Origin of the sequence: Chitinophaga fulva, from assembly GCF_012927205.1 — a bacterium.
GTDB lineage: Bacteria > Bacteroidota > Bacteroidia > Chitinophagales > Chitinophagaceae > Chitinophaga > Chitinophaga fulva.
Window position 1 is genome coordinate 1,114,423 of the sequence record NZ_JABBGC010000004.1, and the last position, 23,771, is coordinate 1,138,193.

At 50.0% G+C, this 23,771-nt stretch carries 15 protein-coding genes; 11 read left to right on the forward strand and 4 right to left on the reverse strand.

Annotation, left to right across the window (positions count from 1 at the left end; all coding sequences use genetic code 11):
* Positions 1 to 61: 61 nt before the first annotated feature.
* On the reverse strand, positions 62 to 1,261 hold the full coding sequence (locus HHL17_RS32990; protein ID WP_169229048.1) for a glycosyltransferase family 87 protein: 1,200 nt from the start codon (positions 1,259 to 1,261) through the stop codon (positions 62 to 64).
* Between the two features lie 212 nt (positions 1,262 to 1,473).
* Here HHL17_RS32990 and HHL17_RS32995 point away from each other — a divergent pair, with 212 nt between their 5' ends.
* The 11 genes from HHL17_RS32995 to eco all read left to right on the forward strand — a co-directional run bounded on the left by HHL17_RS32995 (position 1,474) and on the right by eco (position 19,045).
* The gene (locus tag HHL17_RS32995) at positions 1,474 to 2,043 is read left to right on the forward strand and encodes an RNA polymerase sigma factor (protein WP_169229049.1); all 570 of its coding nucleotides are present in this window, start codon (positions 1,474 to 1,476) and stop codon (positions 2,041 to 2,043) included.
* A 111-nt stretch (positions 2,044 to 2,154) separates the two neighbouring features.
* Positions 2,155 to 3,120: a FecR family protein gene (locus tag HHL17_RS33000; RefSeq protein WP_169229050.1), complete on the forward strand. Its 966-nt coding sequence runs from the start codon at positions 2,155 to 2,157 to the stop codon at positions 3,118 to 3,120.
* An 89-nt stretch (positions 3,121 to 3,209) separates the two neighbouring features.
* On the forward strand, positions 3,210 to 6,689 hold the full coding sequence (locus HHL17_RS33005) for a TonB-dependent receptor domain-containing protein (RefSeq protein ID WP_169229051.1): 3,480 nt from the start codon (positions 3,210 to 3,212) through the stop codon (positions 6,687 to 6,689).
* Positions 6,690 to 6,720: 31 nt separating this feature from the next.
* Positions 6,721 to 8,424 (forward strand): DUF4397 domain-containing protein, encoded by a 1,704-nt coding sequence (locus HHL17_RS33010; protein ID WP_169229052.1) that lies wholly within the window; start codon positions 6,721 to 6,723, stop codon positions 8,422 to 8,424.
* 1 nt (position 8,425) lies between these two features.
* The gene (locus tag HHL17_RS33015; protein WP_169229053.1) at positions 8,426 to 9,598 is read left to right on the forward strand and encodes a hypothetical protein; all 1,173 of its coding nucleotides are present in this window, start codon (positions 8,426 to 8,428) and stop codon (positions 9,596 to 9,598) included.
* 23 nt (positions 9,599 to 9,621) lie between these two features.
* Complete coding sequence (locus tag HHL17_RS33020; RefSeq protein WP_169229054.1) at positions 9,622 to 10,704, forward strand: fasciclin domain-containing protein; 1,083 nt, start codon at positions 9,622 to 9,624, stop codon at positions 10,702 to 10,704.
* Between the two features lie 27 nt (positions 10,705 to 10,731).
* A complete protein-coding gene (locus HHL17_RS33025; RefSeq protein WP_169229055.1) occupies positions 10,732 to 11,955 on the forward strand; it encodes a fasciclin domain-containing protein in 1,224 nt (407 codons plus the stop codon).
* Positions 11,956 to 11,982: 27 nt separating this feature from the next.
* Positions 11,983 to 12,960, forward strand: a complete 978-nt coding sequence (locus HHL17_RS33030; protein ID WP_169229056.1) for a fasciclin domain-containing protein — start codon at positions 11,983 to 11,985, stop codon at positions 12,958 to 12,960.
* An 18-nt stretch (positions 12,961 to 12,978) separates the two neighbouring features.
* On the forward strand, positions 12,979 to 16,251 hold the full coding sequence (locus HHL17_RS33035; protein ID WP_169229057.1) for a TonB-dependent receptor: 3,273 nt from the start codon (positions 12,979 to 12,981) through the stop codon (positions 16,249 to 16,251).
* A gap of 11 nt (positions 16,252 to 16,262) precedes the next feature.
* Positions 16,263 to 18,443 (forward strand): IPT/TIG domain-containing protein, encoded by a 2,181-nt coding sequence (locus HHL17_RS33040; protein WP_169229058.1) that lies wholly within the window; start codon positions 16,263 to 16,265, stop codon positions 18,441 to 18,443.
* Between the two features lie 140 nt (positions 18,444 to 18,583).
* Entirely contained in the window at positions 18,584 to 19,045 is a 462-nt protein-coding gene (gene eco / locus HHL17_RS33045; RefSeq protein WP_169229059.1) for a serine protease inhibitor ecotin, read from the forward strand.
* A 108-nt stretch (positions 19,046 to 19,153) separates the two neighbouring features.
* Here eco and HHL17_RS33050 read toward each other — a convergent pair whose 3' ends face one another.
* The 3 genes from HHL17_RS33050 to HHL17_RS33060 are packed head-to-tail and all read right to left on the reverse strand — an operon-like array spanning position 19,154 to position 23,760.
* Positions 19,154 to 20,911 (reverse strand): family 43 glycosylhydrolase, encoded by a 1,758-nt coding sequence (locus HHL17_RS33050; RefSeq protein ID WP_169229060.1) that lies wholly within the window; start codon positions 20,909 to 20,911, stop codon positions 19,154 to 19,156.
* Between the two features lie 6 nt (positions 20,912 to 20,917).
* A complete protein-coding gene (locus HHL17_RS33055) occupies positions 20,918 to 22,258 on the reverse strand; it encodes a glucoamylase family protein (RefSeq protein ID WP_169229061.1) in 1,341 nt (446 codons plus the stop codon).
* Between the two features lie 17 nt (positions 22,259 to 22,275).
* Complete coding sequence (locus HHL17_RS33060) at positions 22,276 to 23,760, reverse strand: RagB/SusD family nutrient uptake outer membrane protein (protein WP_169229062.1); 1,485 nt, start codon at positions 23,758 to 23,760, stop codon at positions 22,276 to 22,278.
* Between the last annotated feature and the right edge of the window lie 11 nt (positions 23,761 to 23,771).

Sequence of the window (23,771 nt, forward strand, 5' to 3'; positions counted from 1 at the left end):
ACCGTTCCGCTGCACATAAAAAAAGTAAAGTACAGGAGCGCCGCAAAACGGGGATGAGCGCCTATGCCGCCAGCTGTTCCTGCGAAGTATTACCTGGTTTGGTGAAACACAGGTAATACTGGAAATACAGCAGTACCAACAGGCAGGGCAGCGCTTTCAACTGATAGTTCACTGCTACCTTGTTGATAAAAGAAGGCACGAGGTCAGTAGGGCAGAGGGAGGTGACGAACACCAGCAGTCCCAGCAGGATGACAGACAGCGGCTTTTCGGGCAGCATCATCAATCCGGCTACAGCGCCGGTTACAGCCATAATATAGGTAGGTGATTCGGTACTCTGATTGAACAATACCACCCAGAGGAGCAGGTAACCTGCAATGATCCAGTGGTAGTGCTGCGGCCTGTTTTTCCAGGCAAAATAGAGGGCGGACACGAGGCCGGACAAGCCCAGCGCGGTAACGGTCCTCCCGATAATGCCGCCGGGTTGTTGTGGCAGGTGCAGCATCGCGTATATCATTCCGCGCACGGAACCGTCTTCCAATATAACAGGACTGGTGATCAGCTTAAACCAATCGTGGTAAGCCTGTAGCAGCTCCGCCGGCGACATCACCACCAGTGGCAGCAGCGTGCCGATGATGCCAAACAGCGCACAGTAGCCGAGATAGATGAGCTTCCGGTCGTAGAAAAGGAATACGAGTCCGGTAATGGCGCCATACCCTTTGATGAAAAAACAAATACAAGTGAACAGCGCGGCCAGCATAGGTTTGCTACGGTCCAGGTTAATCACCGTGAGTAGCATCAGCGCTGCCATAATGGGGTTCGTCTGTGAGGACTGAATGGCGTTCAACAGCTCTAATATCAGCAACCAGCTGATGATATAGCGCTTGTTGGCAGCAACCGGCAACTGACGCAGGGCGTACAGAAAAAGACCGGCGCTGCCCATCAGCCAGATAAAAAGCCCCAACGTGACCGGTAAAATGGCCAGTGGTGCAAACAGGATAGGGAAAGTAGGGTGGTATAAAAAGTAATCAAAATAAGTATCGGGATAAAGTTGATACAACGGCATATGATGCAGCATATGGTCCCATGAGCTGCGGAAAATAATAAAATTGTTATATCGCTGCGTAGCCAGTGACTGAATAAACAGCACCAGCGTACCGATGAAATACAGTACTGTAACTGTCAGCGGGCGTTGGAACCACGATGGCAGGCGATTGTTGACAATCAGCGAAAATACAGGCGTAGGTAAATGTTGCTTTGGCACAATTAATCAATTAACTCTCTTCTAACATAAACGCGGGTATTGATTATTCCCTCCATCGACGGACTGAAAAAATATCACATTGTTTTTAATTCTATTTAAAAATGACGGAGTTACAGTGTCGCTTGATAAAAATAATTGATAACATTAAATTAAAATAACCCCGAAAACGGATTGCTTTACTTTGCAGGGCAATGTCAAAAAAGCAGTTGCTCATGCAAACCCGTGAAGATTTCGAGTTGCTCCACCAGATCAAGGCTGGCGATAAAAAGGCTTTTGAAACCTGTTTCAATAAGCACTGGCAGCTATTGTACGCATTGGCAGAACGCATACTCAAATCAGATGATGACGCCAAAGACGTGGTGCAAATGGTATACATCTCCCTGTGGGGAAGAAGGGAACAACTGGAGATCACCGGTTCCCTCCAGCATTACCTGTTGCAGGCGGTACGGTACCAGTCACTGAAACGGCTGAAGGAAATACTCGACAAACCCGAACACCTGGACCGGGTACACGAACATTATCTGCCGGTGCTGAACAGTATCTGGCATAAACTACACGAATCCGATCTCTTTAATGAGATTGAATCCCAGCTGGAAACACTGCCTCCCCGGACCCGGGAAATGTTTCTGCTGAGCCGCCGCCAACAAATGTCCATCGCAGAAATAGCCCAACGGATGGGCGTATCGGAAAAAACCGTCCGCAATCAGCTGCACATCGCACTTAAAACACTCCGCCACCACATTGCTGTTGCCCTTATTTTTGCTGACCTCTTTGTTTGTTAATAATTCCTTAACCTGACCACACGGGACAATGCCTCCTTTTCCGGGAACATATAGATAGAGACGAACAGTTTTTTTTACCCGAAGGCATGGAACGCCTGATATACGGTCAATATGAATGTAGCACAACTAAAACGAATCATCAACAGGTACCTGGCAGGAAATGCCTCGGGTAAGGAAACTGCGCTGATAGAAACGTGGTATGAAACAGCGTTGGACGAAGCCCGGCAAACGCCCGCCAGCCCACAAAGCGAAGCTCACCGGCAGGAAGTGCTGGAACGCCTGCGCCTTGAAATGAATGAGGGACCAACGGGAAAGGTTATACGTTTTTCAAAAATGCGCAGTATCGCCGCAGCCTGCATCGTACTACTCGGCGGCGCTTCCCTCGCCTGGAAATACCAGTATGATATCCTCGATGCTATAGACCCGGTGCCGCTGGAAACAGTGACGGCACGTGCCTTTCAGGTGAAGCAGGTGGTACTGCCCGATAGTACTGTGGTGGTGCTCAACGCCGGCAGCGAAATCAGCTATCCCCGCCATTTCCGTGGAAAAAAGCGACAGGTGCGCCTCAACGGGGAAGCGTTCTTTGATGTCACACACAACCCTTCCGCCGCTTTTACCATTACAGCGCCGCACCTGCAGGTACAGGTACTGGGCACCTCTTTTGTCATGACCGACAGCAGCCATATACAGGCAGCCAGGGTAAGCGTGAAAACCGGACGTGTGGCGGTTTCTGCGGAAACGAAAGGTTTCCCCGTTACACAACTGACGGCCAACCAGGAACTGTTTTATGATGAAGCCGGCGGCGTAGTGAACATCAACCGTCATCATGAAGTAGACCTTGGTTGGACCAGCAAGCAGCTGGTTTTTAACAACGCCTCCTTAGCAGAAGTCTTCCGCGAAATCGAAAACCTGTTCAATGTGAAAATACAAGTCAGCGATACCAGCATCCGTGAGTTGAAATTTACCGGCGCCTTCGATGCCGGTGATCCTTTACCGGACATGCTGAAAGTGATCGCTTTGTCTTACCGGCTGACCATCCAAAAACATAAAGACGGAACAATAAACATCAGCAACTAACAGCTAAAACTAAAACACTAAAACCTGTTTACACCACCGCGCAAGCGGTGGTAATGGGGGATCTTTTTTCAAAAAAACAATCAAAACGAATGAAGGAAAAAATTTTACCGGGATTAAAACGGACAGGGTGGAGATGGGTGTGCAGCCTGGCGCTGGTGTTGTGTTTCCTGACAACAGCGGTCGCCCAGGACAACGCGCTGGCCAAAAAGATCAGTGTCAGCTTTAAAAACGAAGGACTGGTCCGCTGCCTCGAAATGGTGCAGCAGCGCGGCGGCGTCACTTTCTTTTACAATCCGGCAGAAGTGAATGCCACCGGGAAAAAATACAACACCGGCTTCGATAACAAAAGCATACAGGAAGTGGTGATGTACCTGTTACAAGGCACTGGCCTGGAGTTTGAAATGGCCGACAACAAAAAAATCGTCATCCGTAAAGCGCAGCCCAAAACGGAAACGCCCCGTAAATGGCGTACCGTGAGCGGCGTTGTCAGAGATGCTAAAAAGAACATGCCGATCGGTGGTGCAGAGATACTGGTGCAGAGCAACGGTAATCATCTCACCGCCGATGCCGGCGGCCGCTTCACCTTGGAAGTAAAAGATACCGTTGATGTACTAGTGGTTTATTTCGTGGGCTATGCTACCAAAATGGTGAAAGTAGGCGCCAGCAAAGCGCTGGACATCCATATCCAGGCCGATAGCAAAACGCTCGGCGGCGTAACGGTGGAAGCCCGTCGCCGTACCAATACGGAAGCCTCGCTGCTCAACGATCGTAAAAATGCGGCCGTGATATCCGACGGTATCTCTGCCCAGAATATTGAAAGAACGGCCAGCATCACCACCACACAGGCATTGCAGCGTGTGTCCGGTGTAACGATCACAGATGATAAATACGTGGCTATCCGCGGCCTCGGCGACCGTAGCGTGATCGGTCAGCTCAACGGCGTACGCCTCGCCTCCTCCGATCCTGACCGTAGCGCTATCCCGCTCGACCTGGTGCCTTCCAGCCTGCTGGACAATATCACCGTGTATAAAAGCAGCACGCCTGATAAACCAGCAGACGCTTCTGCCGGTATCGTGGAACTGAAAACCAAATCCATCCCCGACCGCGAAACGTTCAATATCACGATACAGAGTGGTTTCAACACACAGGTAGGCCTCGGCGGAAAAGTGAACAGTTTCTATAACAGCGAAAGCGGTTTCCTCGGCGAAAAAATAAAAAGCAAAGGACTGAGCAATGAATTCCAGGCCCTCGCCAAACAATACCCTAACGGTCTTCGCGAGATACAGGACAAAATTGCGTTTAGCCGTAATGATCCTGCTATGCAGGCCGAAGCTGCCCGGATCAACCGTATCATGCATCAGTTTGACCCGGTGCTGACCACCCAATATAAATCTGCGCCGCTCAATCAGCTGTACGCATTGACCTACGGCAATAACTTCAAAGTATTTAAAAAACACCAGGTAGGTATCATTGCCGGCGCCAACTATTACAGCCGCGTAACAGACACCTACGGCGGAGAGCTCAACCAGTGGAGCATCTACCAGGGTGTGCTTACCGGTAGCAACGATGTATACAGCCCGCGGATCATTCCCAACTACATCACCCCTAACAATATTCACCTGGGAAAATACCTGACGTATAAAGAAAACACCGGTGTTCAAACCCTGAACTACGGCTTTCTGGGCGGACTGGCTTATCGCTTTAATCCGCAGCACGAAATCAGTATGCAGTACCTGGGTAGCCGTGGCGCAGAAACGAAAGCGACCAATCTCTTTGGCGCTTATGAATACACGGGTTTGCCAGGCACTGTCTCCAATATTATTTACTCCCTCAAACAGAGCTACCGTACGCTCAATACATTTAACCTGCAAGGTGAACACAAATTCCTGAAAGGAGAGTACAGCCCGCGGTTGAGCTATAACCTGGCTACCTCTTCTTCCAGCCAGGATGATCCTGATTACCGTTTTGTGAATCTTGCTGACTACAAACCCGTTGGTGGTGGCGCTTATCAGAAGCCTACGCAGACACCAGGCGGTTCTTTTGAATATGCTTATTCCCCGGACCTATACTCCCTGGTATCCGGATATGTAAATGGTTACGGCCCTTACGGCATCATCCAGGCCGATCCTAATGGCCGCCGTTTCCGCAAGCTGCACGAAACAAACTATAACTATAAGGCGGATCTCACCATCCCTTTTAAAGTGGCTGGATTAAGGCAGGAATTTAAAACAGGTGTCAACTACCTGCACCGCAAGCGCGAATTCACAGAGAACGTATTGTTCCTGCCCGGCTCCAATTACTCTGCCAACAAGGCATTGCCGTTATACGAAGTAAATGGTGACCTTAACCGCCTTGTGGGTTATGACCGTATTGGTGTTCGTCCGCCTTCTGCTTACAATCCGGAAGGGCAGCCTGTCACCGGTGGTTTTCTGTACAATATCCAGAAGTCTCCCAACAACTATAAAGGGTTCTATGAAACCCGTGCCTTCTACGGTATGCTGGACCTGCACCTTACCGATAACCTGCGCCTCACGGGTGGCGTGCGTTTCGAGCTGACCGATATCCAGGCGGCAGTGGATACGTCCGGTGTATTCCTTGATCCGTCTATCAGCACGCCCGACAAAGATGGCAATAAAGTGAACCTGGTGTATACCGAACCTAACTCCATTTACAAAACAGATTACAAGCCTTACTACTCTGCTAACCTTACCTATACACTGAATAAGAAAATGAATTTCCGCCTGGGCTACAGCAATTCCCTGGCGCGCCCCGAACTACGGGAACTGACCAACGTTTTTGATTTCGATCCGTTCCAGTTCGCGCTGGTAGTGGGTAATCCGAAACTGAAAAACCAGTTGACCACCAACTACGATTTCCGCTGGGAATGGTTCCCTTCCGCCGGAGAGGTGCTGTCTGCTTCTGTTTTTTATAAAGAGATCGATAACCAGCTGACGAAAGTATATAAACAACAGACTTCCGGTCTGGATGCACGCTTCCCTGAGTTTCCTGCCATTGAGTTCCAGAACGATCCCAACAGAGGACGTGTATACGGAATAGAGCTGGAAGCCGTAAAGAATTTAGGCACCCTGGTGCCGGCGCTCAACCACTTTAACCTGGGCGCCAACCTTTTGCTCGCGCAAAGCGAAATCAAAAAGACCGCGGAAAGGATGCAGGCCTCCCAGGCACTGGACCGCCGCGCTCCGTCCAACAGTCCGTTGTTTGAGCAGGCCCCGTATTCCATCAACGTGTTCCTCAACTATTTCAACAGCAAGCTGGGCACTGATATGACCGCCACCTTCAATATGGTGGGAGAGCGGTTGATACAGGTGAACCTCGATGGTACGCCTGATCTGTATACCCGTCCCAATCCGGTACTGGACTTCGTGTTGAGCCAGCGTATCTATAAACGCCTGATGTTTAAAGGGTATGCCAAAAACATTCTCGACCGGCCATTGCAGGAAGTGTATGCGAATCCAAACACCGGCGGGAAGTACTACGGAAAAGAGTATATCCGCCGCAGTTATAAACGCGGTACCGAGATCATGCTGGGACTGAGCTACACCTTGTAAATACTAACTGAAACAAGCTAATCTGAATACAATGAAAAGATGCTTACACACGGTGATGTTGTACCTGTTGAGTGCCGGGGTATTGACGTCCTGCACTAAAAAAGAGGACTTTACGTACGATAACCGCGTCAACCCGCAGGCCGATGCAGCTTCCAGTGTCCGTATCGTGAACCTGCGTGCCGCCACAGAGCTGATGATCAGCGGAAAGCAGCTGTCTGCTTTTATGTTGCCCAATTTTGAAGGTTACTACGATCAAACCACCACAAAGGGTACGCCCTTCTTTCCGGAAACGGGCCGTATGGGCCTTACCTATACCATTCCCCAGCAGTTTGTCAGTGCTGATGGAACGGTAACGGATATACGCTTTGCTTCCTTTGTGCGCAATTTCTCACTGGCACTGACCAGAGGCTTTGTGGCAAAGGATGATTTTACTCACCCTGTTGACTATTACTTCACTTACTTCGCCCCTAATACCGGGCAGTTGACAGATTCCTTGTTTGCCATCCCGCGTTCTGTATCGCCGCCGGCCAACCCGGAACGATGCAAAGTAAGGCTGTTGAACCTTAGTTCTTCCAATACGCCTTTTAGTGGCAATATGCGGGTAGTGTGGGCAGATGGTACGGCAGTAGCGGGACTGGAGAACATTGGGATAGGACAGTATTCCGACTATGTGGAACTGCCCTATGGTACTTACCAGTTGAAAGTCATGACAATGAACGGGCAAATGGTGCCTGGCGTGGGCGGTAGTGCACAGGACTTTAACGTGATCAACCCACAGACCGGTACCATGATGTTGCCCGGCGTAAGAGCCAAACCCCGCGTAAATGGTTTTGTGGACAGCAAGCTGACATTCGCGCCGCTGAAAAGTTACCAGCCGGGGGGAGTGTACACCATTGTGGTGGCTGACCAGGCGAATTTCCGTAATCCTACCGGCAGTGACAACGGAGAAACTTATCCCACTAAAAACAATGCTTTCCGCATCATTACCGATGTGGAGCCGCAAAACAATACCTATGCCCAGTTACAGGCCATCAATGTGCTGCCTGGTAAATCTATCAACGTAACGGTAGATGGAAATCCGTTAGGCAATACCCTCGCATTTGCGGCAGCTTCCGCCTTTAAGCCTTGTATAACAGGAACGCATGTACTGAAAGTATCTGATGCTTCCGGCGCTGCGTTGGCAGACAGTACTATTTCGCTGCTTCCCGGCGATAACAGCACCCTATGGATATACGAAAAAGATGGTAAAGCCGCCATCAGCGTAGTGGCCAATAACCTGAGCAACACCTTTTATAACGGCGCCACAGAAGATGGCAGCTACAGTACCACTAAAATCGAATTCCCCAGCTGGATACGTTTCATGAACTTTTGCCCTGATCTGCCGGAAGCCACTTTCACTACAGATGATGGGCAGATGCTGGGTAACTCGAATGCCGGTCAGCGCCTGCAACTGGGTATTCCTCTGGTGAAGAACCCTTATGTGATGCTGGACGCCAACTTTTATCAAAGTGTGCTGGCTTATGCCTCTAAGGAAAACGTGATACCGGGCAACTGGTTGAGGGACGTTACTCCCCTGCGGAGCCGGGATTTTATTGCCCGCCCGGAACTGTATCCTGCGGGACAGTCACCCATCAGCGAAGCTGGCGTATACACGGTGGCGTTAGTAGGTAACCTCAATACCAGCAAGCCGGGAAGCGAAAAAGCCCGGATGATCATCATCAAACATAATCAGTAACATGAATAACAGAATTATCCTTTTGCTTTTACTGTGGATAGCTGTGGGCACGGCCTGCCGGAAAACGGAATATACCACTATCGCGGAGCCGGCCTACCTGCGGATATTCAATAACCTGGATTATAATATCACTGTCGATAATAAAGAAGCGCCGCAACCATTCCTCACGTTCCTGATGGACCCTGAGCTGGACGCGAACGGCATTCCCGTAGCCGCCAAAACTACCGGTGATTTCCTCGACAAACGCGCTGCGTGGGCGCGGCCTTATCCGGACGCTGTCAACACTACGTTGTTCCAGAAAGAGTACCCCGGTAGTGCCAAAGTATTGGCTGGCCCGGTGCTCAACGGCTATGACCTGTCCAGCTGGGCACAGGTACCTGCGGGTAAACACCGCATCATATTTGTGAGCCGTCCCATCAGCGAGGTGCCCTTCTTTCAGCTGCCGAAAGACCTGCGCAGCCAGATCATCATTGATACGGTGCTGGACTTCTCCAGCAGGGAAGTATATACCATGCACGTGCTGGAAAAAGATGTGGACACTAAAACACCGGGTATCTATGTACGAAAGGAAACATTTATCAATCAGCCTTTCTCTGATTCGCTGGTATATGTCAACTTTTACAACCTGAGCTCCAGCGGCTTCTTTGAACGCGCGAAAATACGCAACAGCGCAGAGATCTTTAACCTGAAGATACGGGACACCATGAACGTGTTTTACTCGCTGAGCAAGGTCAATGACAGGAATAATCCGTCACCTGTGGCTGGTCACACCGGTGGGTTGATGGGTGCGGTGGTCCGCTCCCATGATCCGGCCGTACATCCTTACTATAGTTACCCTTTATTCCCCGACACTACTGCCAATAAGATATACGACGGAAGGACTGCACAGACCTTTACGTTCCTGTCGCCGGCTTATACTTATGAGAATAATCCTTTTATACAGTACATGGCTGAATCCAATGGCCGCTTTACCGAATTACGGATAGGGCCGGCCAATATGACGGGCAGTGTGGCTTTTCCCATGCTGGCAGACTTGCTCACGGGCATGGTGGTGACCATCCGTTCCGGCAAATATTTGAACCGGTCGTTTGCTACCATCAATACTGTTGAATATGTCAATGGCAAGTTTTATTTAATGACCATTCAGCGTAAGTACGAACCTCCTGTGTATTAAACAGGTCTTAAAAAATGATGACTATGCGATATTATACTTTGTCCTGCTTGTTTTTCTTTTTCCTGTTGATCATGGCAGGATGTAAGAAAGATGATCTGACGCCACCAAGAGATACTGCTCCGGCCCGTGCTATGGGTGATTTTATCCGTAATAACTATGACCTCAGCCTGTTGGCCGCGGCCATGCAGAAAACGGGTCTGCTGGACAGCCTGAACCAACCCGGCCCTTTCACCTGTTTTGCTCCGGACAACAAAGCCTTCAATGATATAGGCATCACCAGTCCGCGTGATTTTGACGCCATGGACCCGGAAAGTCTGCGTATGCTGGTGAGGTACCACGTGTTCAAAGACCGTAAGTATATCTCTGATTTCCCTTTGCAGATGGGTAACAAATACGTGACGCTGGCTGGTGCGGAAATGTTTGTGTCATCGTCCGGTGATCTCAATGCCACTAATACACCGGCTGAAAAAAGAGAGGTATTTGTGAATGGCTCGATGGTATACCCCGATTCCAAACGGAATGTCGCACTGTCTAATGGCGTGGTACATGTGATCCGCAAGCCGCTCAACTTCAACGCTGTCACTATCCAGGATTACCTCCAGGCCGATACCAGCCTGTCCATTTTTGTGACCGTGATGAAGCGCTGCAAACTGTGGGACGGACTGAAGGACAAGGGGCCATTCACCGTATTTGTACCGGACAACGAAGCTTTCCGAAAATACAATATCACGGCAGATAGTGCGGCACGCCTGGACCCGGAGAAATATGAAGCAATTGCCTTTAACATATATCCGTTGGCGTTAAAATCCAAGCGTGTTTTTTCTACCGACTGGGTACAGATCTCGGGTACCTCTGGCCCTATCTCTTCGATGATCAATGTCGGGAATTTTGCCATCAAACCTTTTTATGAGTACAACTGGTACTACAGTTCGGAAAATGCCATTATCGATATGATGGATGTGATAAAGGAAGGGTTCAGCACCAATGGACCGTCTACCCTGCATTACCGGAATGGTTTCGCCATCGGGGCCGATCAGCTGACCAGCAATGGGTTGGTGCATCGTATCGATGATCTGTTACTGGACCCTGCCACTTTACGCAAATAGAACAAACCGTTTAAAAGCTAATTGAAAATGATCGTGTTTACATCTGTTACCATATCAGGCAGGTTGTTGAGATACTGCTTACCTGTGCTGCTGTTGCTGGCTATCGCCTGCCGCAAGCAGGATATAGAACCGGAACCTGTCGGTGATCCTGTGCCTTACACCGGACCGGTACTGAGTTTGAAAGAGACGTTGGAAAAATCTCCCTATACCTGTTTTAAGACAGCATGGAAACGGGCGAAAATAGATGCCCGCCTCGACGCTGCGGCCACCACATCGTTTACCATTTTTGCGCCTACGGACAAAGCATTTGAACAGGCCGGATGGACGATGGAAAAGATTGCACAGGCTTCGCCGGAACAGCTGGACAGCCTCTTGTCTTTCCATATCAGCGTCAATCAGGTACACCCGGCTTCCCTCGCGGAAGTGGCGGGCAATGTTCCGCTGGCAACACTCCTGAAAGCCGCCCTGCCCGGGTTTGAAGGTTTTCCTCCCTATCAGTATATGCTGTATACCGGCGCATATCATGACAGCCTTTATGTCAACGGTCAGCCGGTAAGCAAATGGGGGCAAGCCCTCGAAAGCACTACGGCCACTATCTATCCGACAGACAAGGTGTTGCAAAAGCCGGTGCAGGATATGTTGTCTTTCCTTCAGTCTGACGAGCGATTCAGCTTTTACCTGGAAGCATGCCGCATCAACGACAGCCTTTACCTTGATAAAAATCCCTGGGAAAATGGGATGTTGAACATGACCGTACTTTCCGCTACAGGGTCTTCAGGTGGCCAGTTTACACTAATTGTTCCCACTAATGAAGCATTCCGTAAAAGCGGTTTTAATACGGTAGAGGATATACGGCAATACAACTATCAGTCATTGCCTATTGGCGAGCCTGACTATGATGATAAATTCTATTACCGTTATCCTACCACGGCGATGGACTCGATATTGTTACCTAATCGTATGGATTATGTGGGGCCTGCTGCCGCCTATAATGGAATAAAGAAAATCTACCCGGTGTATTTCGTGAATGAGCTGATGGTCAACCGGAGTATCTCCGGCCTCTTGCTGAGGCCTGGCGCATCGTATGGCAGTCCGCCACTCATATACAGGCTGGATTTTTCCGCCAGTAATAATGGTTTGGGCATAAAGCGGTTGGGATCTGCTGCCGCAAGGCTGCCATTCGCAGAAACCAATGTCTGCCTGCTGAATGGTGTGGTACATGTTGTGAACGATGGATTGTTCATGCCGTAGTCATTCATCTCCCTAAAACAAACAATCATGAAAAAAACTTTCTATACCGGTTTGCTGCTGTTATTGATAGCTGCCTGCAAAAAAGATGAAAAGGCATCACCCGATCAACAACTGAGTAATCGGATCACTTACGTGATCGCAGATAACATGTTTAACTTCTCCAGCTTCAATGCCGTGATAGACCGTACCGGCTATGGTCCCAAACTGGCCGGGGAAGGGCCGCTCACCGTACTGGTGCCGGATAACAATGCTTTTATCAAAGCTGGTTATGCCAACGCCGCCGCCGTACTGCAGGAAAGAGCATTCACACTGAATAACATGATGTCCTATCATGTACTCAGCGGTACCTGGGAGCTGAATAAACTGCCTTTCGCCTTCAACCAGGAACTGACCACCGCCCTCGGTGCTAAAATGTACGCCACCCGCTGGGTAAAAGGTAAAGACACCGTATTGACCATCAACGGCACGCCTGTTGTTTCCTATAACCTGCCGGCCAGCAACGGCCTGATTCAGGTGATGAGCGAAGTATTGCAACCATTGGTGAACCAGACATTGTCCGATGCTATTGCGGCAGACACCGCGCTTACTTTCCTGAATGTTGCGTTGCAGCAGTCCGGCATGAAAGACCTGGTGGCTTCCAAAACAATCTACACCTTTTTTGCGCCCTCCAACAGTGCTTTCCGCAGCAAAGGTTTTCCCTCCGCGGACAGTGTGGGACAGACAGATCCGGCCGTCCTGAAGCGGATGCTGGGTTATTTCTTTTTTCCCGGCCGCCGTTTTGTATATGACTATGTGCTCACCACCGACGCTACTGACAAAAGTGAACAGGCCATGTATAATGGTAATAATATCACCGTGCAGCTGGTGAAGAATGGTGCGAAATATACCGGCATCACCATACAGGGATCTGGTAATACTTCTCCGATAAATATCCTTAAAAGTAATGTGCTGACAGGAAATGGCGTGTTGCATATTACCAGCAGCGTGCTCAGTGAAAACCAATAAATCCAACAAAAGCTTAAAATGAAGCAGGTATTCTACACTATACTTTTACTCCCTTTGCTGCTACTGTCGGCGCTGGGAGGATATGCACAGGAAACCAACGGTACCTGGAGCGGACGGATCACCAACGGTAAACAGGAACAGTTGCCCGGTGTTACTGTACTGGCGGTGCATCTGCCATCCGGTACCAAATATGGCGCCGTTACCGGCGCCGATGGCCGCTATTATTTACCAGGCCTTCGTATAGGCGGTCCGTATAGCATCACCGTCAGCATGATGGGCATGGAAACACAGTCCCGCGACGGTTTTACCGTTCGCCTCGGTGAACCGCTGCAACTCAATTTTGTACTGGCAGACAAAGGGAAACAACTCTCCGAAATAGAGGTGAAAGCCACCCGCGCAGGCGCCAAAGCCAATACCTTCGGCGCAGGACAGCATATCAGCCGCTTGCAGGTGGCCAATATGCCCACCATCTCCCGCAGCATCACGGATATCACCAAGATGGTACCACAAGGCTCTAAGGACAACTCTTTCGCCGGTACCAACTTCCGCTATAACAACGTCACCATCGATGGCGCCATCAACAACGACGCGATCGGCTTCAGTCCTTCCATGGGAGGCATTACCGGCAGCTCCGGCATGCCTGGCTCCAGCACCCGTACCAATGCGGTGTCTATGGATGCTATTGAAGACATGCAGGTGTACCTGGCCCCCTTCGACGTGAAGATCGGTAACTTCACCGGCGGCAGTATCAATGCCGTTACCCGCAGCGGTACCAACAAAGTGACGGGCAGCATCTACGGCTTCGGCCGCAATGCCGCTATCACCGGGAAAGACAAAGTGGGTCATCTCGGTAAAATGGACAAAGATTTTTATGACTATCAGGCAGGCGTACGTGTAGGTTTTCCTATCATCAAAAATAAATTGTTCTTCTTTACCAATGAAGAAATCACCCATCGCCAGGACCCGGCACAGCTGCTGGCCGGCAGCCAGGAAACAGCCCACATCCTGAGCACAAAAGATGCGGAAGATATCCGTAACGCTACCATCGCTCGCTACGGAAAAGATGTGGACCCCGGTACTGCCGGTGCTTATAACGCCTGGTCTAAATCTGTGAAGTTCTTCAATCGCCTCGACTGGAACATCAATGATCAGAACCAGCTGTCTGTCCGTAACAATACTATCCGTTCTTCCGCTATGAACATGGACCGTGATCAACAGGATTTTCGTTTCAGCAGCATGGCTTACGAACAAACCAACAACCAGACGTCTACGGTGGCGGAGCTGAAAACCCGCTTCAATAACCGTCTCTCTAATAGCCTGATCGTTGGGTATACTACGGTACACGATAAACGTGACCCTACTGCCAATCCTGCACTGCCGCAGGTACAGATCATGGGCCGCGCACCCGGCACTACCATCTACTGGGGCACCGACAGGGAAGCCTCTATCTTCGATATGAAACAACGTACTATCGAGGTGACAGATAACCTCACCCTGCGGAAAGGTAAACACACCCTGCTCTTCGGTACACACAATGAATTTTATCATATCGATTACGGTTTTGTAAACAGCTGGAATGGCCGTGTAGACTATCTCAGCATCGATGACTATCTGAATAACGTTCCTTATCGCGTACGTGGCAGCTACAACTTCAGCAACAACAGCCGCGATTATATACTGGCAAATCCAGAAGCCCGTTTCAATGTAAACATGCTTAGTGCCTATGTACAGGATGAAATTCAGTTGACAGAAAAACTGAAGCTGATACCCGGTGTACGTGCAGACTATACGATGTTGCCCAATGCGCCTGCATTGAGTGAACAAACACGTAATGCCTACACCGATGACTACTTCGGTACTACTTATGCCTATACGCCGTTGAACCGTATCACCAATCATTATCTGAACAAAGTACAGATATCCCCGCGTCTGGGATTCCGGTACGACTGGCTGGGTAATCAGCAGTTGGTGCTGCGCGGCGGTACAGGCCTGTTTACCGGCCGTATCCCTTTCGCATGGCTGGCCTACGCTTATTATAACAACGGTATCAATTACGGCTCTTTCGATCAGAAAACAGATACCAAAGTCTTTGTACCAGGTACCGATGCTGTGAAGCCCGGTCAGAATGGTATCGCTGATTTTATTGCCGGTAACGGTACCGTCATCAATAATCGTATGGCTGGTAAAACCCAGGTGGATGTGATTGACAATAACTTCGTCATGCCGCAGGTATGGCGTACCAGCCTGGCGGTGGATTATACCACCGTGAACAGTTATAAATTCACTGTTGAAGGTATTCTCACTAAAACATTGAAGGACGTAATGTTCCAACAGGTAAATATTAAAGATAATCCGCGTTACTACGGTTACGACAGTACGAAACAACAACCTGTTTTTAGTGGTGCCGTAGATCCGCATTTTTCCAATGCCTATCAGTTGAGCAATACCCGTAAAGGTTACCGGTACAGCCTTACCGGCAGTGTTAACCGTAATTTTCCTTTTGGGCTGTATGCTTCACTGGCATACACCTATGGACAGTCCAAAGACGTGTCCAACGGTATCCGTAACTCCATGGAGAGCAACTGGCAGCTGAACCAGGCGCTCAATCCCAACAATCCGGGACTGGCGTATTCCAACTTTGATATCCGTCACCGTGTGGTGCTGAACCTGCAATATGTACGCCGCTGGAATACCAGCTGGGTGAGCACGTTGAGCCTGTTCGCCACTGCGCAGTCAGGTAGTCCGTTTACCTATGGTATTGTGAACAACAGCATTCAGGGACTGCCGCAGCAGGTGAGCCTCGTATATATTCCTGCCGCAGCCGATGCCGTGAAATTTTTCCAGGACTATACCAATAAAGCCGGAGAGACAGTTACCGCTGCTTCACAGGCGGCTGCTTTCAACGAGTATATTGATGGCGATAAATACCTGCGTACCCGTCGTGGGCAATACACAGAGCGTAATGCCGGTCGCACGCCCTGGAACATTCAGGCCGATCTGCATTTTGCGCAGGAGTTCCACTTCTCGAAAGATCCCAACGGTCAGTTCCTTACGTTTTCTCTTGACGTGATGAACTTCACCAACCTGTTGAATAAAAACTGGGGCAGAGCTTATTTTTCACCCAATACTTTCAACTCTACGGCCAGCGTGGGCCTGACGCCAGCTTTCCCGGCAAAACAAAATCCGGGCAACTATCCCGTATACCTATACGAAAATCCGGGCAAGCCTTACGCGATCGACTTTTTTAACTCCCGCGCACAGGTACAGCTCGGGATGAGATATTCATTCTAAAAATGATGACCATGAAATCATTGCTATATTTTTTATGCGGGCTGCTGTTGTTGACAGCCTGTAAAAGAAACCGGGACGAAGGGATGGACATACCGCCTTCCATCAGCTCTTTCTGGCCTAACAGTGGTAAGGCCGGTACTATCGTTACGATTAACGGTGCTGGTTTTAAGCGGAAAGACAACGAGGTGACCTTTAACGGAACAGCAGCTACCGTGCTGGATGTAAACGATACGGTGATGACCGTATTAGCGCCGGCAAGTGGCAGCAGTGGCAAGCTGTCTGTCAAAACCAATGGCAAAGAATTACAGGCAGGTACCTATACTTATCAGAACCTGAGCATGCGTGGCGCCAACCCGCTCAACGGTCCGGCCGGTACCAATGTGGTGATCGTCGGAGAAGGCTTCAGCAGTATCAATGCGCCGGCTAAAGTGCTGGTCAACGGAAAAGAAGCGACTATCACTTCCGTGAATGACACCACGTTGATAGCTTCCGTACCTGTATCTGCTGGTAGCGGCGCCATCAAGGTAGTAGTGGATGGAAAAGAAGTGACAGGTCCCGCATTCTTGTTTCAGGATATCAGCAAAATCAAACCGCTGAAAGGCGGTAAGGGCACACAGGTGACCATCACCGGGGAAGGTTTTAATATCGCGACAGCCAATAATACCGTTGCTTTTAATGGAGTAGCCGGTACCGTGATCAGCGCTACCGCCACACAGTTGGTAGTAGCTACACCCGATGATGTAGCTACCGGTCCGCTGACAGTTACCATCAACGGACAAAAAACAGTTGGCCCCGTATTCACCGTGATTCCTCCTCCCGTACTGGCTACGGTAGCACCTTTGAGCGGTCCTGCCGGCAAAGACGTGACTATTACCGGCGTCAATTTTAGCGGTGTATTAGATGAAAATAATGTGACTTTTAACGGTGTTGCCGGTGTTGTTAAACAGGCTTCAGATAAGGAGCTGATAGTAACCATCCCGGCAGGGGCAGGTACCGGAAATATGAAAGTATGGGTCAATGGGCAGGAGACCGGCGGCCCTCAGTTTAAGGAGCAGAACCTGGGCGTAGTAAGCCTTTTGCCGGATAATGGACTGGCTGGTACAACCGTTACCGTTACAGGTATAGGCTTCAGTGCCAATCCTGCGGATAACATCGTTACGTTCAACGGGGTGACCGCCAATGTGGTGAGCGCGACCGCCACTACGCTGGAAGTAGTAGCGCCGGTCAATGTGACTACCGGCACAGTAAATGTGAAAGTGAGCAGCCTGGATGCTATCGGGCCTGTATTTAAACGTGCCGGTGTGATGACCCTGGCAGGCGGCCCTGGTACCGGCATGTTTGCAGGCGCCACCGGGCTGACAGGCGACCGGAATGGCAACCTGTATTTTCTGCAGGGACAACAGGTAAAGAAACTATCACCCGATGGCACGGTGAGCACCTATACCGGTGGTACTGTTAGCGCTCACGTAGATGGTCCGCTGGCAACAGCGCTCTTTCAAAATCCACGAACTATCACGGTGGATATCTATGATAACCTGTACGTATTGGATGGTATTGGTCAGCGGAATTATGTCCGTAAAATCACGCCTGCCGGTGATGTCACTACCGCGCTGACGGTACTGGATAATATATCCGGCGCACTGGCTGTGGACAATAACGGAACTATCTACGTGGGTAAGGTGTATCAGGGAGTATTTAAAAGCGAAAAGAACGGATCGCTTACTAAGTTCAGCGGGTTTATCCACACTGTTCCGGATAAAATGGCGGTGGATGCATTGGGCAATCTGTATTATGCGGGTGGTGATTATTACAATCCGTTTGTGGTGGTGGTGCCAACATCCGGTCTGAACAGGGTTCTTGCCGGAAGCTTGTTTGATGTCGGTTTTGTGGATGGTGATGGCAGTATGGCCCGTCTCGGCAGCCCGTTGTGCGTGATGATGGATCCTACCAGTGGCAACATCTTTTTTGTGGATAACATGAACATGTCCATAAGGTATGTCACGCCTTCCGGTACGGTGAAAACAGTCACCGGTGCAGGTGGTACCTTTGAATCCTTCAAATCGGGGTATAAAGACGGCACACTTACAGAAGCCTTGTTCAAAAGCATGAACGGTATTCATGTGGACAGGAACGGAAGCATTTTTGTGCTGGACCAGAGTAATAATGCTGTCAGAAAGATATTCCTGAAGTAAAAGGGGGTTGTTAAGCATGAGCGCCCTGTTGCCTGGTGGCAGCAGGGCTTTTTAGATTTAATCCAGGCTGTTTAGATCTGGAAATAACTTTCCAAACAATTCTGCTTCCCGGCTGTTAACATAGCATAAAACGTTATAGTATGAAACACATCATTCTCCTGTTGCTGCTATGGAGTGCCGGCATGACGGCCGTTTATTCACAGGAAAAAGAGCTGAAACCATTTCCTAAAGCCTGGAAAGGGGTGGAGCGCTTTGTGATCCAATTGCCCGCCAAAGATGCGGAAGACAATTACCAGGTGGAAATTATGGCTGGTAAAACGATGAAAGTAGATTGTAACCATCATGGATTGATTGGCAGTTGGGCCGCCAAAGATGTAAAAGGTTGGGGCTACACTTATTATCAGTATACCTCCGCCGGTAAGATAAGGTCTACGCTGATGGCTTGCCCTGATAAAACATTGCAGGATAAATTTATTGCTGATACCAAACTGGTACGGTACAACAGCAAATTACCGATTGTAGTGTACGTGCCTAAAGGGTTCTCTGTAAAATACAAAATATGGGAAAGAGGCAACCAGGAGATGGATGCTGAAATCAAGTAGATTTCGATATTTAGTTATTTTGATATTTAGAAATTTAAAAAGCGGCGGAGGTCATATTTTATGATCTCCGCCGCTTTTAAATAATCAAATAACCAAATAGGAAAATGGCTAAATTTTAATGGGCGCCGTCCGGGCAGATACTCCATTCTCATTAATCGCCTCAATACTGTAGTAGTACGGCAGCTCTTTGTCCATTCCTTTGAAGAAATAGTCATTGGCATTATGTACCATGATGCAGTTGTACAGCTTGTCCGGTGCAATGCCGAAATAGATATTGTAGGCATAGGCATTGTCTACAGGCTGCCATTTGATCCAGGCGCTGCGTTTATCCTTTTCCGTGCGAAGCACCATAAACGATTTTACCGAATCAGGCGCTGGTCCGTTGCCTTTGCCGAATACGCGTAATCCGCTGATGGCGAATTTACCGCCAGGCATGTGAACGTTTACCAGTTTGATGTACCGGGCTTTTACCGGATGAGGGAGTGCTACATAATCATGCGGCACATCGGTGCGGTTGTTGCTTTTATCGACAAGCGGCTGCCATTTTTTTCCATCCAATGAATAATAGACCAGGTATTGGTGGTAGATGTCGGTCTGTTTGCCCAGAAAAGGTGCATCCTGATCGGCATAGTTGATTTGTATGGCATGGACGGTGCTGACTTCTCCGAGGTCGCTTTGAATCCACTCGCCTTTGTTGCCGGTGGCGGCGCTCCAGTAGGTTTTGATATTTTCATCTACGGCGTTGTTGGAGAGATACCCGCCCAGCGTGGAGGAAACAGTCACCGGTTTGTTGTAGTTCAACAACATCCATCCGGTGAAGGAGCGGCTGTCGGCTTCAAAAGAGCGGGTGTTGCTGCCTCTGTTGAGATAATGTGGGTAGTCGCCGAAGGCAGTGTTGCAATACAGTACATCATCTTTATCAAAACCGGCGGGCCAGAAACCGAGTCTTCTTTCAAAACTGTTTTTTACAGAGATGACCATCGTGGAGACATGCCACCAGTTGCCCTTGTTGTCCTGGAAAGTGCTGCCATGGCCTGCGCCACGGGCGAAGCCACCGGGTTTGAAGGAGAATGGGTTGTGAGCTTGTGGTGTAAAAGGCCCCAGTGGACCATCGGAAACCACCACGCCATCGGCGTAACCGCTGAACTCTGTGCCTGGTGCGCCGTATTGCAGGTAATATTTTCCGTTGTGTTTGGTCATCCAGGCGCCTTCAATAAACGGGTCGAGGAAGGTATTATCCATATATTCCCCGAAACGCTGCCAGCCATAGCGCTGATCTTCGAGCAGATACAGTTCTTTCCGTGCGCCTTTCAGTTGTAATGTTTTGCGGTCCACTTCCCCGCCGTACACCGGGTAGCGGTTGCTGCTGCCGTTGTACTGATACAGTTTACCATCGTCGTCAAGGAAAAAGGCGGGGTCCCAGCCACCGGCCTGAAAGGAATCTACGGCTTCTTTCCACTGGTTGCCTTTGGGATCGGTGCTCATCCAGATGGGGAAATTGCTGCTATAGGTGGAACCGAATACCATCATGGTATCGCCCATGACCCATACGGCGGGTGCGCACAGTTCATCGTATACTTTATGCCACGGCTTCAGGAATTTACGCGATACAAAATGCCACTGGCTGAGGTCCGGGCTCCACCAATAACCCCACTGGTTGGTGGAGAAGAGGTAATAGTCCCCTTTGTAGTTCACGATCACCGGATCGGCGGTAGCCCGGTGTTTTCCCCATTCGGTAAAATTAGGGATGGGACAATAGCCATAGTCCACATTAACAGGATTGCAATAGGTGGTTTGTTGGGCGTAGGCTGACTGTAACAGCAGGCATGACAGCAGCGCTGTCAGTATACGTGGTAAATTCAGCATGACTTGTTATTTCAGATGCGGACTGTTGAAGTCCAGTTTCTTTAATCCTGTTTGCACTTCCGGGCAACTCATAAACAGCTTCCATAATAGCCCGCTGCGATAGTTCTCTATCATTCCCACAATAGGGCCCTGATCGATGGCAAGGTGGGAGGTGGCGTACCATTGCTGCGTTTCATTGAAAGCATCGGTAAAACCGTATTCACTCCAGATTTTATTGCCCAATTGATAGTAGAAGTGTTTGAGTGCCTGCATGGAATATTCCGGCGTATAAGGGAAGGCGGACAAAGCGGCGGTAGGTGTGATGGTGCCGTGATCATTCTCCGGGGAGTGGGCATCGTAGCCGTTATACGTGTCGCTGGCGGTAAGGCCCCAGGCGTTAGCGCCATAACCTTTGAAACCTTTCGGGTTTTGCACGCAATACTCGCGGTTAATGAGCGTATGGTTTTTATTTTGTTCCCAGTAGTCGGCATAACGGTCTTTTAATCCGTGTGGATCGAGGCCCAGGAAAGAGTAGTGCGTAAAGAACAGTGGTCCGCCGTAATCCATTCCCAGCGGCAGTTTGATACCAAAGTAAGTACGGTCGTTGCGGAAATAGTAGTTGTTGGCCCATCCGTGATGGTATACAGATGCCGGTATGGCATAGGTAGGAGAGGAGGCGGACAGGATGTAGGTAATCAGGCATTCGTTATATCCCCTGATTTCGTGGTTCATACTCCAGCCGTTGTTGGGGCTCCAGTGCCAGTACAGTACGTTGCGTCCGTCCTGCGTGTACCAGTTCCATTCTGCTTCTCTCCATGTCCAGTTGATTTTGTTGCGCAGCTCTTCTTCTTTGGGTGTGTTGTGGTCGAAATACTGCCGGGCGGTGAGCAGTCCTTCAAAGAGGAAGGATGTTTCCACGATATCGCCGCCATCATCTTTACGGCTGAAGGGAATCGTTTTGCCGGTGGCGCCGTTGAGCCAGTGGGGGAATATACCGTGATAATGGTCGGCTTTCCGGAGGAAGTCGATCATTTTGAGCAGCCGCTCTACTGCCGCGTCGCGGGTGATCCAGCCTCTTTCGGTAGCGACTACAATGGCCATCACACCGAAGCCGGTGCCGCCGGTGGTCACTACTTCATCACCATAGTCGAATGATTTGTTGCTGCGTTCGCGCGCCATTCCCGAAACCGGATGGGCGAAGTCCCAGAAGTAACGGAAGGTTTGTTTTTGAACAAGGTCCAGCAGGGCGCTGTCGCTCAGGTTTTGCCGGATCTGCAGATCGGCTTTGATGGATTGTTGTTTTACCTGCGCCTGCCCGCCAAAGGCGAGCAGGCATATCAGGCATATGATCGTTGTGAGTTGTTTCATAGCATCCAGCCAATTGTTTAGTAACCAGGGTTCTGTGTCAGTTTGTTGGCACTGAGGTCAATTTCTACCTGTGGGATAGGCATCAGTTCATTTTTGCCTGCTTTGAAGCCTAGTGGTCCGAAGATCTGTGGCGCTCTGCCCTGACGGATAACATCAAAGAAGCGGTCACGCTCCATCGCCAGTTCTATTTGTCTTTCGTGATAGATAGCGAGGCGGAGCTGCGCCTGGTCAGTGGTGGTCACATCCGGCAGGATGGCGTTGTTGCCAGCGCGGGCACGGGCCCTTACTGCGTTGAGGGAGCTGAGCGCCTGACCGCTGTTGCCCAGTTCATTGGCCGCTTCTGCGTTCATCAGCAGTACTTCGGCATAACGGATCACGCGTACGTTCTGATCGGCGCCTTCGTTATAGCCGTCGCGGAACAGGCCAAACGGCACATATGACTTGTAGTTGAAACGACGGTTGATACCTACGTTTCTGATGCTGTCACCTTCAGCGTTTATAGTGCCTCTAAACAGGATGGTCGCGTTTTTACGGGGATCACCAGGTTCGTAGGCATCCACCAGTGCCTGGGTGGGGGTATTGAAGCCCCATCCGCCGCCTTGCTGGCTTTTTACGCCTTGTATCTGGGAGTACTGGGAGTTGGAAGCGTCTTTGTTACCGGGGATGATCTGGCATTGTATTTCAAAGACAGATTCCACGGAGTTTTCGTTTGCGATGCGGAACAGTTTTTCGTAGTCCGGGAAGAGGCTGTAGCCCAGGCCCATTACCTGGTTGGTATAGGTGAGCATGTCCTGCCATTTCTTCTGGTACATGGCTACCTTGGCGTGTAAGGCCAGGGCTGCGCCTTTGGTGGCGCGTCCTGCATCTTTGGCCGGATAAGTGGCGGGCAGTACGGCAGTGGCTTCATTCAGGTCTTTTTCGATGGCTGCCCATACTTCTGCTTTGGAGGTACGCGGCAGGTTATATTCTTCCGGGCCTTTCGGAGTATGAAGCCGCAGCGGAATATCGCCATAGGCACGCACCAGCCGGAAGTAGGCATAGGCACGGACAAATTTGGCTTCTGCCAGGTAGCGGTTTTTCAGCGCATCGTCCATCTGGATCTTCGGTACGCTGTCCAGCACCTGGTTACAGAGGTTGACTTCCTGATATTGACCCTTCCAGAAGTCAGCCACCTGGCCGTCTGAAGCAGTTACCGTAAAGTTGTCGAAGTTGTTGAAGAAGCTGGCATCATTGGGATCGCTGCCTTTCTCGGTTTCTTCGGACCCCAGATCTTCCACGGCCAGCGCCGCAAAAGCTACCTGGCGCCATTCGTGCAGGTTGGCATAGATGGCGTTTACTGCTTTGGTAGCATCGGCTTCTGTTTTCCAGAATTCCTCCGCGGGTTGTTGTCCCTGTGGGGGCACATCGAGAAAACCTTTTCCGCAGCCGGCGGTAATGGCCAGCAGCACCGGCAGTGCATAGCCGGCAATACGTTTTATATGTAGTGTGTGGTTTCTTTTCATGGTCGTCATCG

Coding starts and splice junctions, on each gene's coding strand:
- HHL17_RS32995 (WP_169229049.1), top strand. CDS start 1,474: ATGCAAACCCGTGAAGATTTCGAGTTGCTCCACCAGATCAAGGCTGGC.
- HHL17_RS33000 (WP_169229050.1), top strand. CDS start 2,155: ATGAATGTAGCACAACTAAAACGAATCATCAACAGGTACCTGGCAGGA.
- HHL17_RS33005 (WP_169229051.1), top strand. CDS start 3,210: ATGAAGGAAAAAATTTTACCGGGATTAAAACGGACAGGGTGGAGATGG.
- HHL17_RS33010 (WP_169229052.1), top strand. CDS start 6,721: ATGAAAAGATGCTTACACACGGTGATGTTGTACCTGTTGAGTGCCGGG.
- HHL17_RS33015 (WP_169229053.1), top strand. CDS start 8,426: ATGAATAACAGAATTATCCTTTTGCTTTTACTGTGGATAGCTGTGGGC.
- HHL17_RS33020 (WP_169229054.1), top strand. CDS start 9,622: ATGCGATATTATACTTTGTCCTGCTTGTTTTTCTTTTTCCTGTTGATC.
- HHL17_RS33025 (WP_169229055.1), top strand. CDS start 10,732: ATGATCGTGTTTACATCTGTTACCATATCAGGCAGGTTGTTGAGATAC.
- HHL17_RS33030 (WP_169229056.1), top strand. CDS start 11,983: ATGAAAAAAACTTTCTATACCGGTTTGCTGCTGTTATTGATAGCTGCC.
- HHL17_RS33035 (WP_169229057.1), top strand. CDS start 12,979: ATGAAGCAGGTATTCTACACTATACTTTTACTCCCTTTGCTGCTACTG.
- HHL17_RS33040 (WP_169229058.1), top strand. CDS start 16,263: ATGAAATCATTGCTATATTTTTTATGCGGGCTGCTGTTGTTGACAGCC.
- eco (WP_169229059.1), top strand. CDS start 18,584: ATGAAACACATCATTCTCCTGTTGCTGCTATGGAGTGCCGGCATGACG.
- HHL17_RS33050 (WP_169229060.1), bottom strand. CDS start 20,911: ATGCTGAATTTACCACGTATACTGACAGCGCTGCTGTCATGCCTGCTG.
- HHL17_RS33055 (WP_169229061.1), bottom strand. CDS start 22,258: ATGAAACAACTCACAACGATCATATGCCTGATATGCCTGCTCGCCTTT.
- HHL17_RS33060 (WP_169229062.1), bottom strand. CDS start 23,760: ATGAAAAGAAACCACACACTACATATAAAACGTATTGCCGGCTATGCA.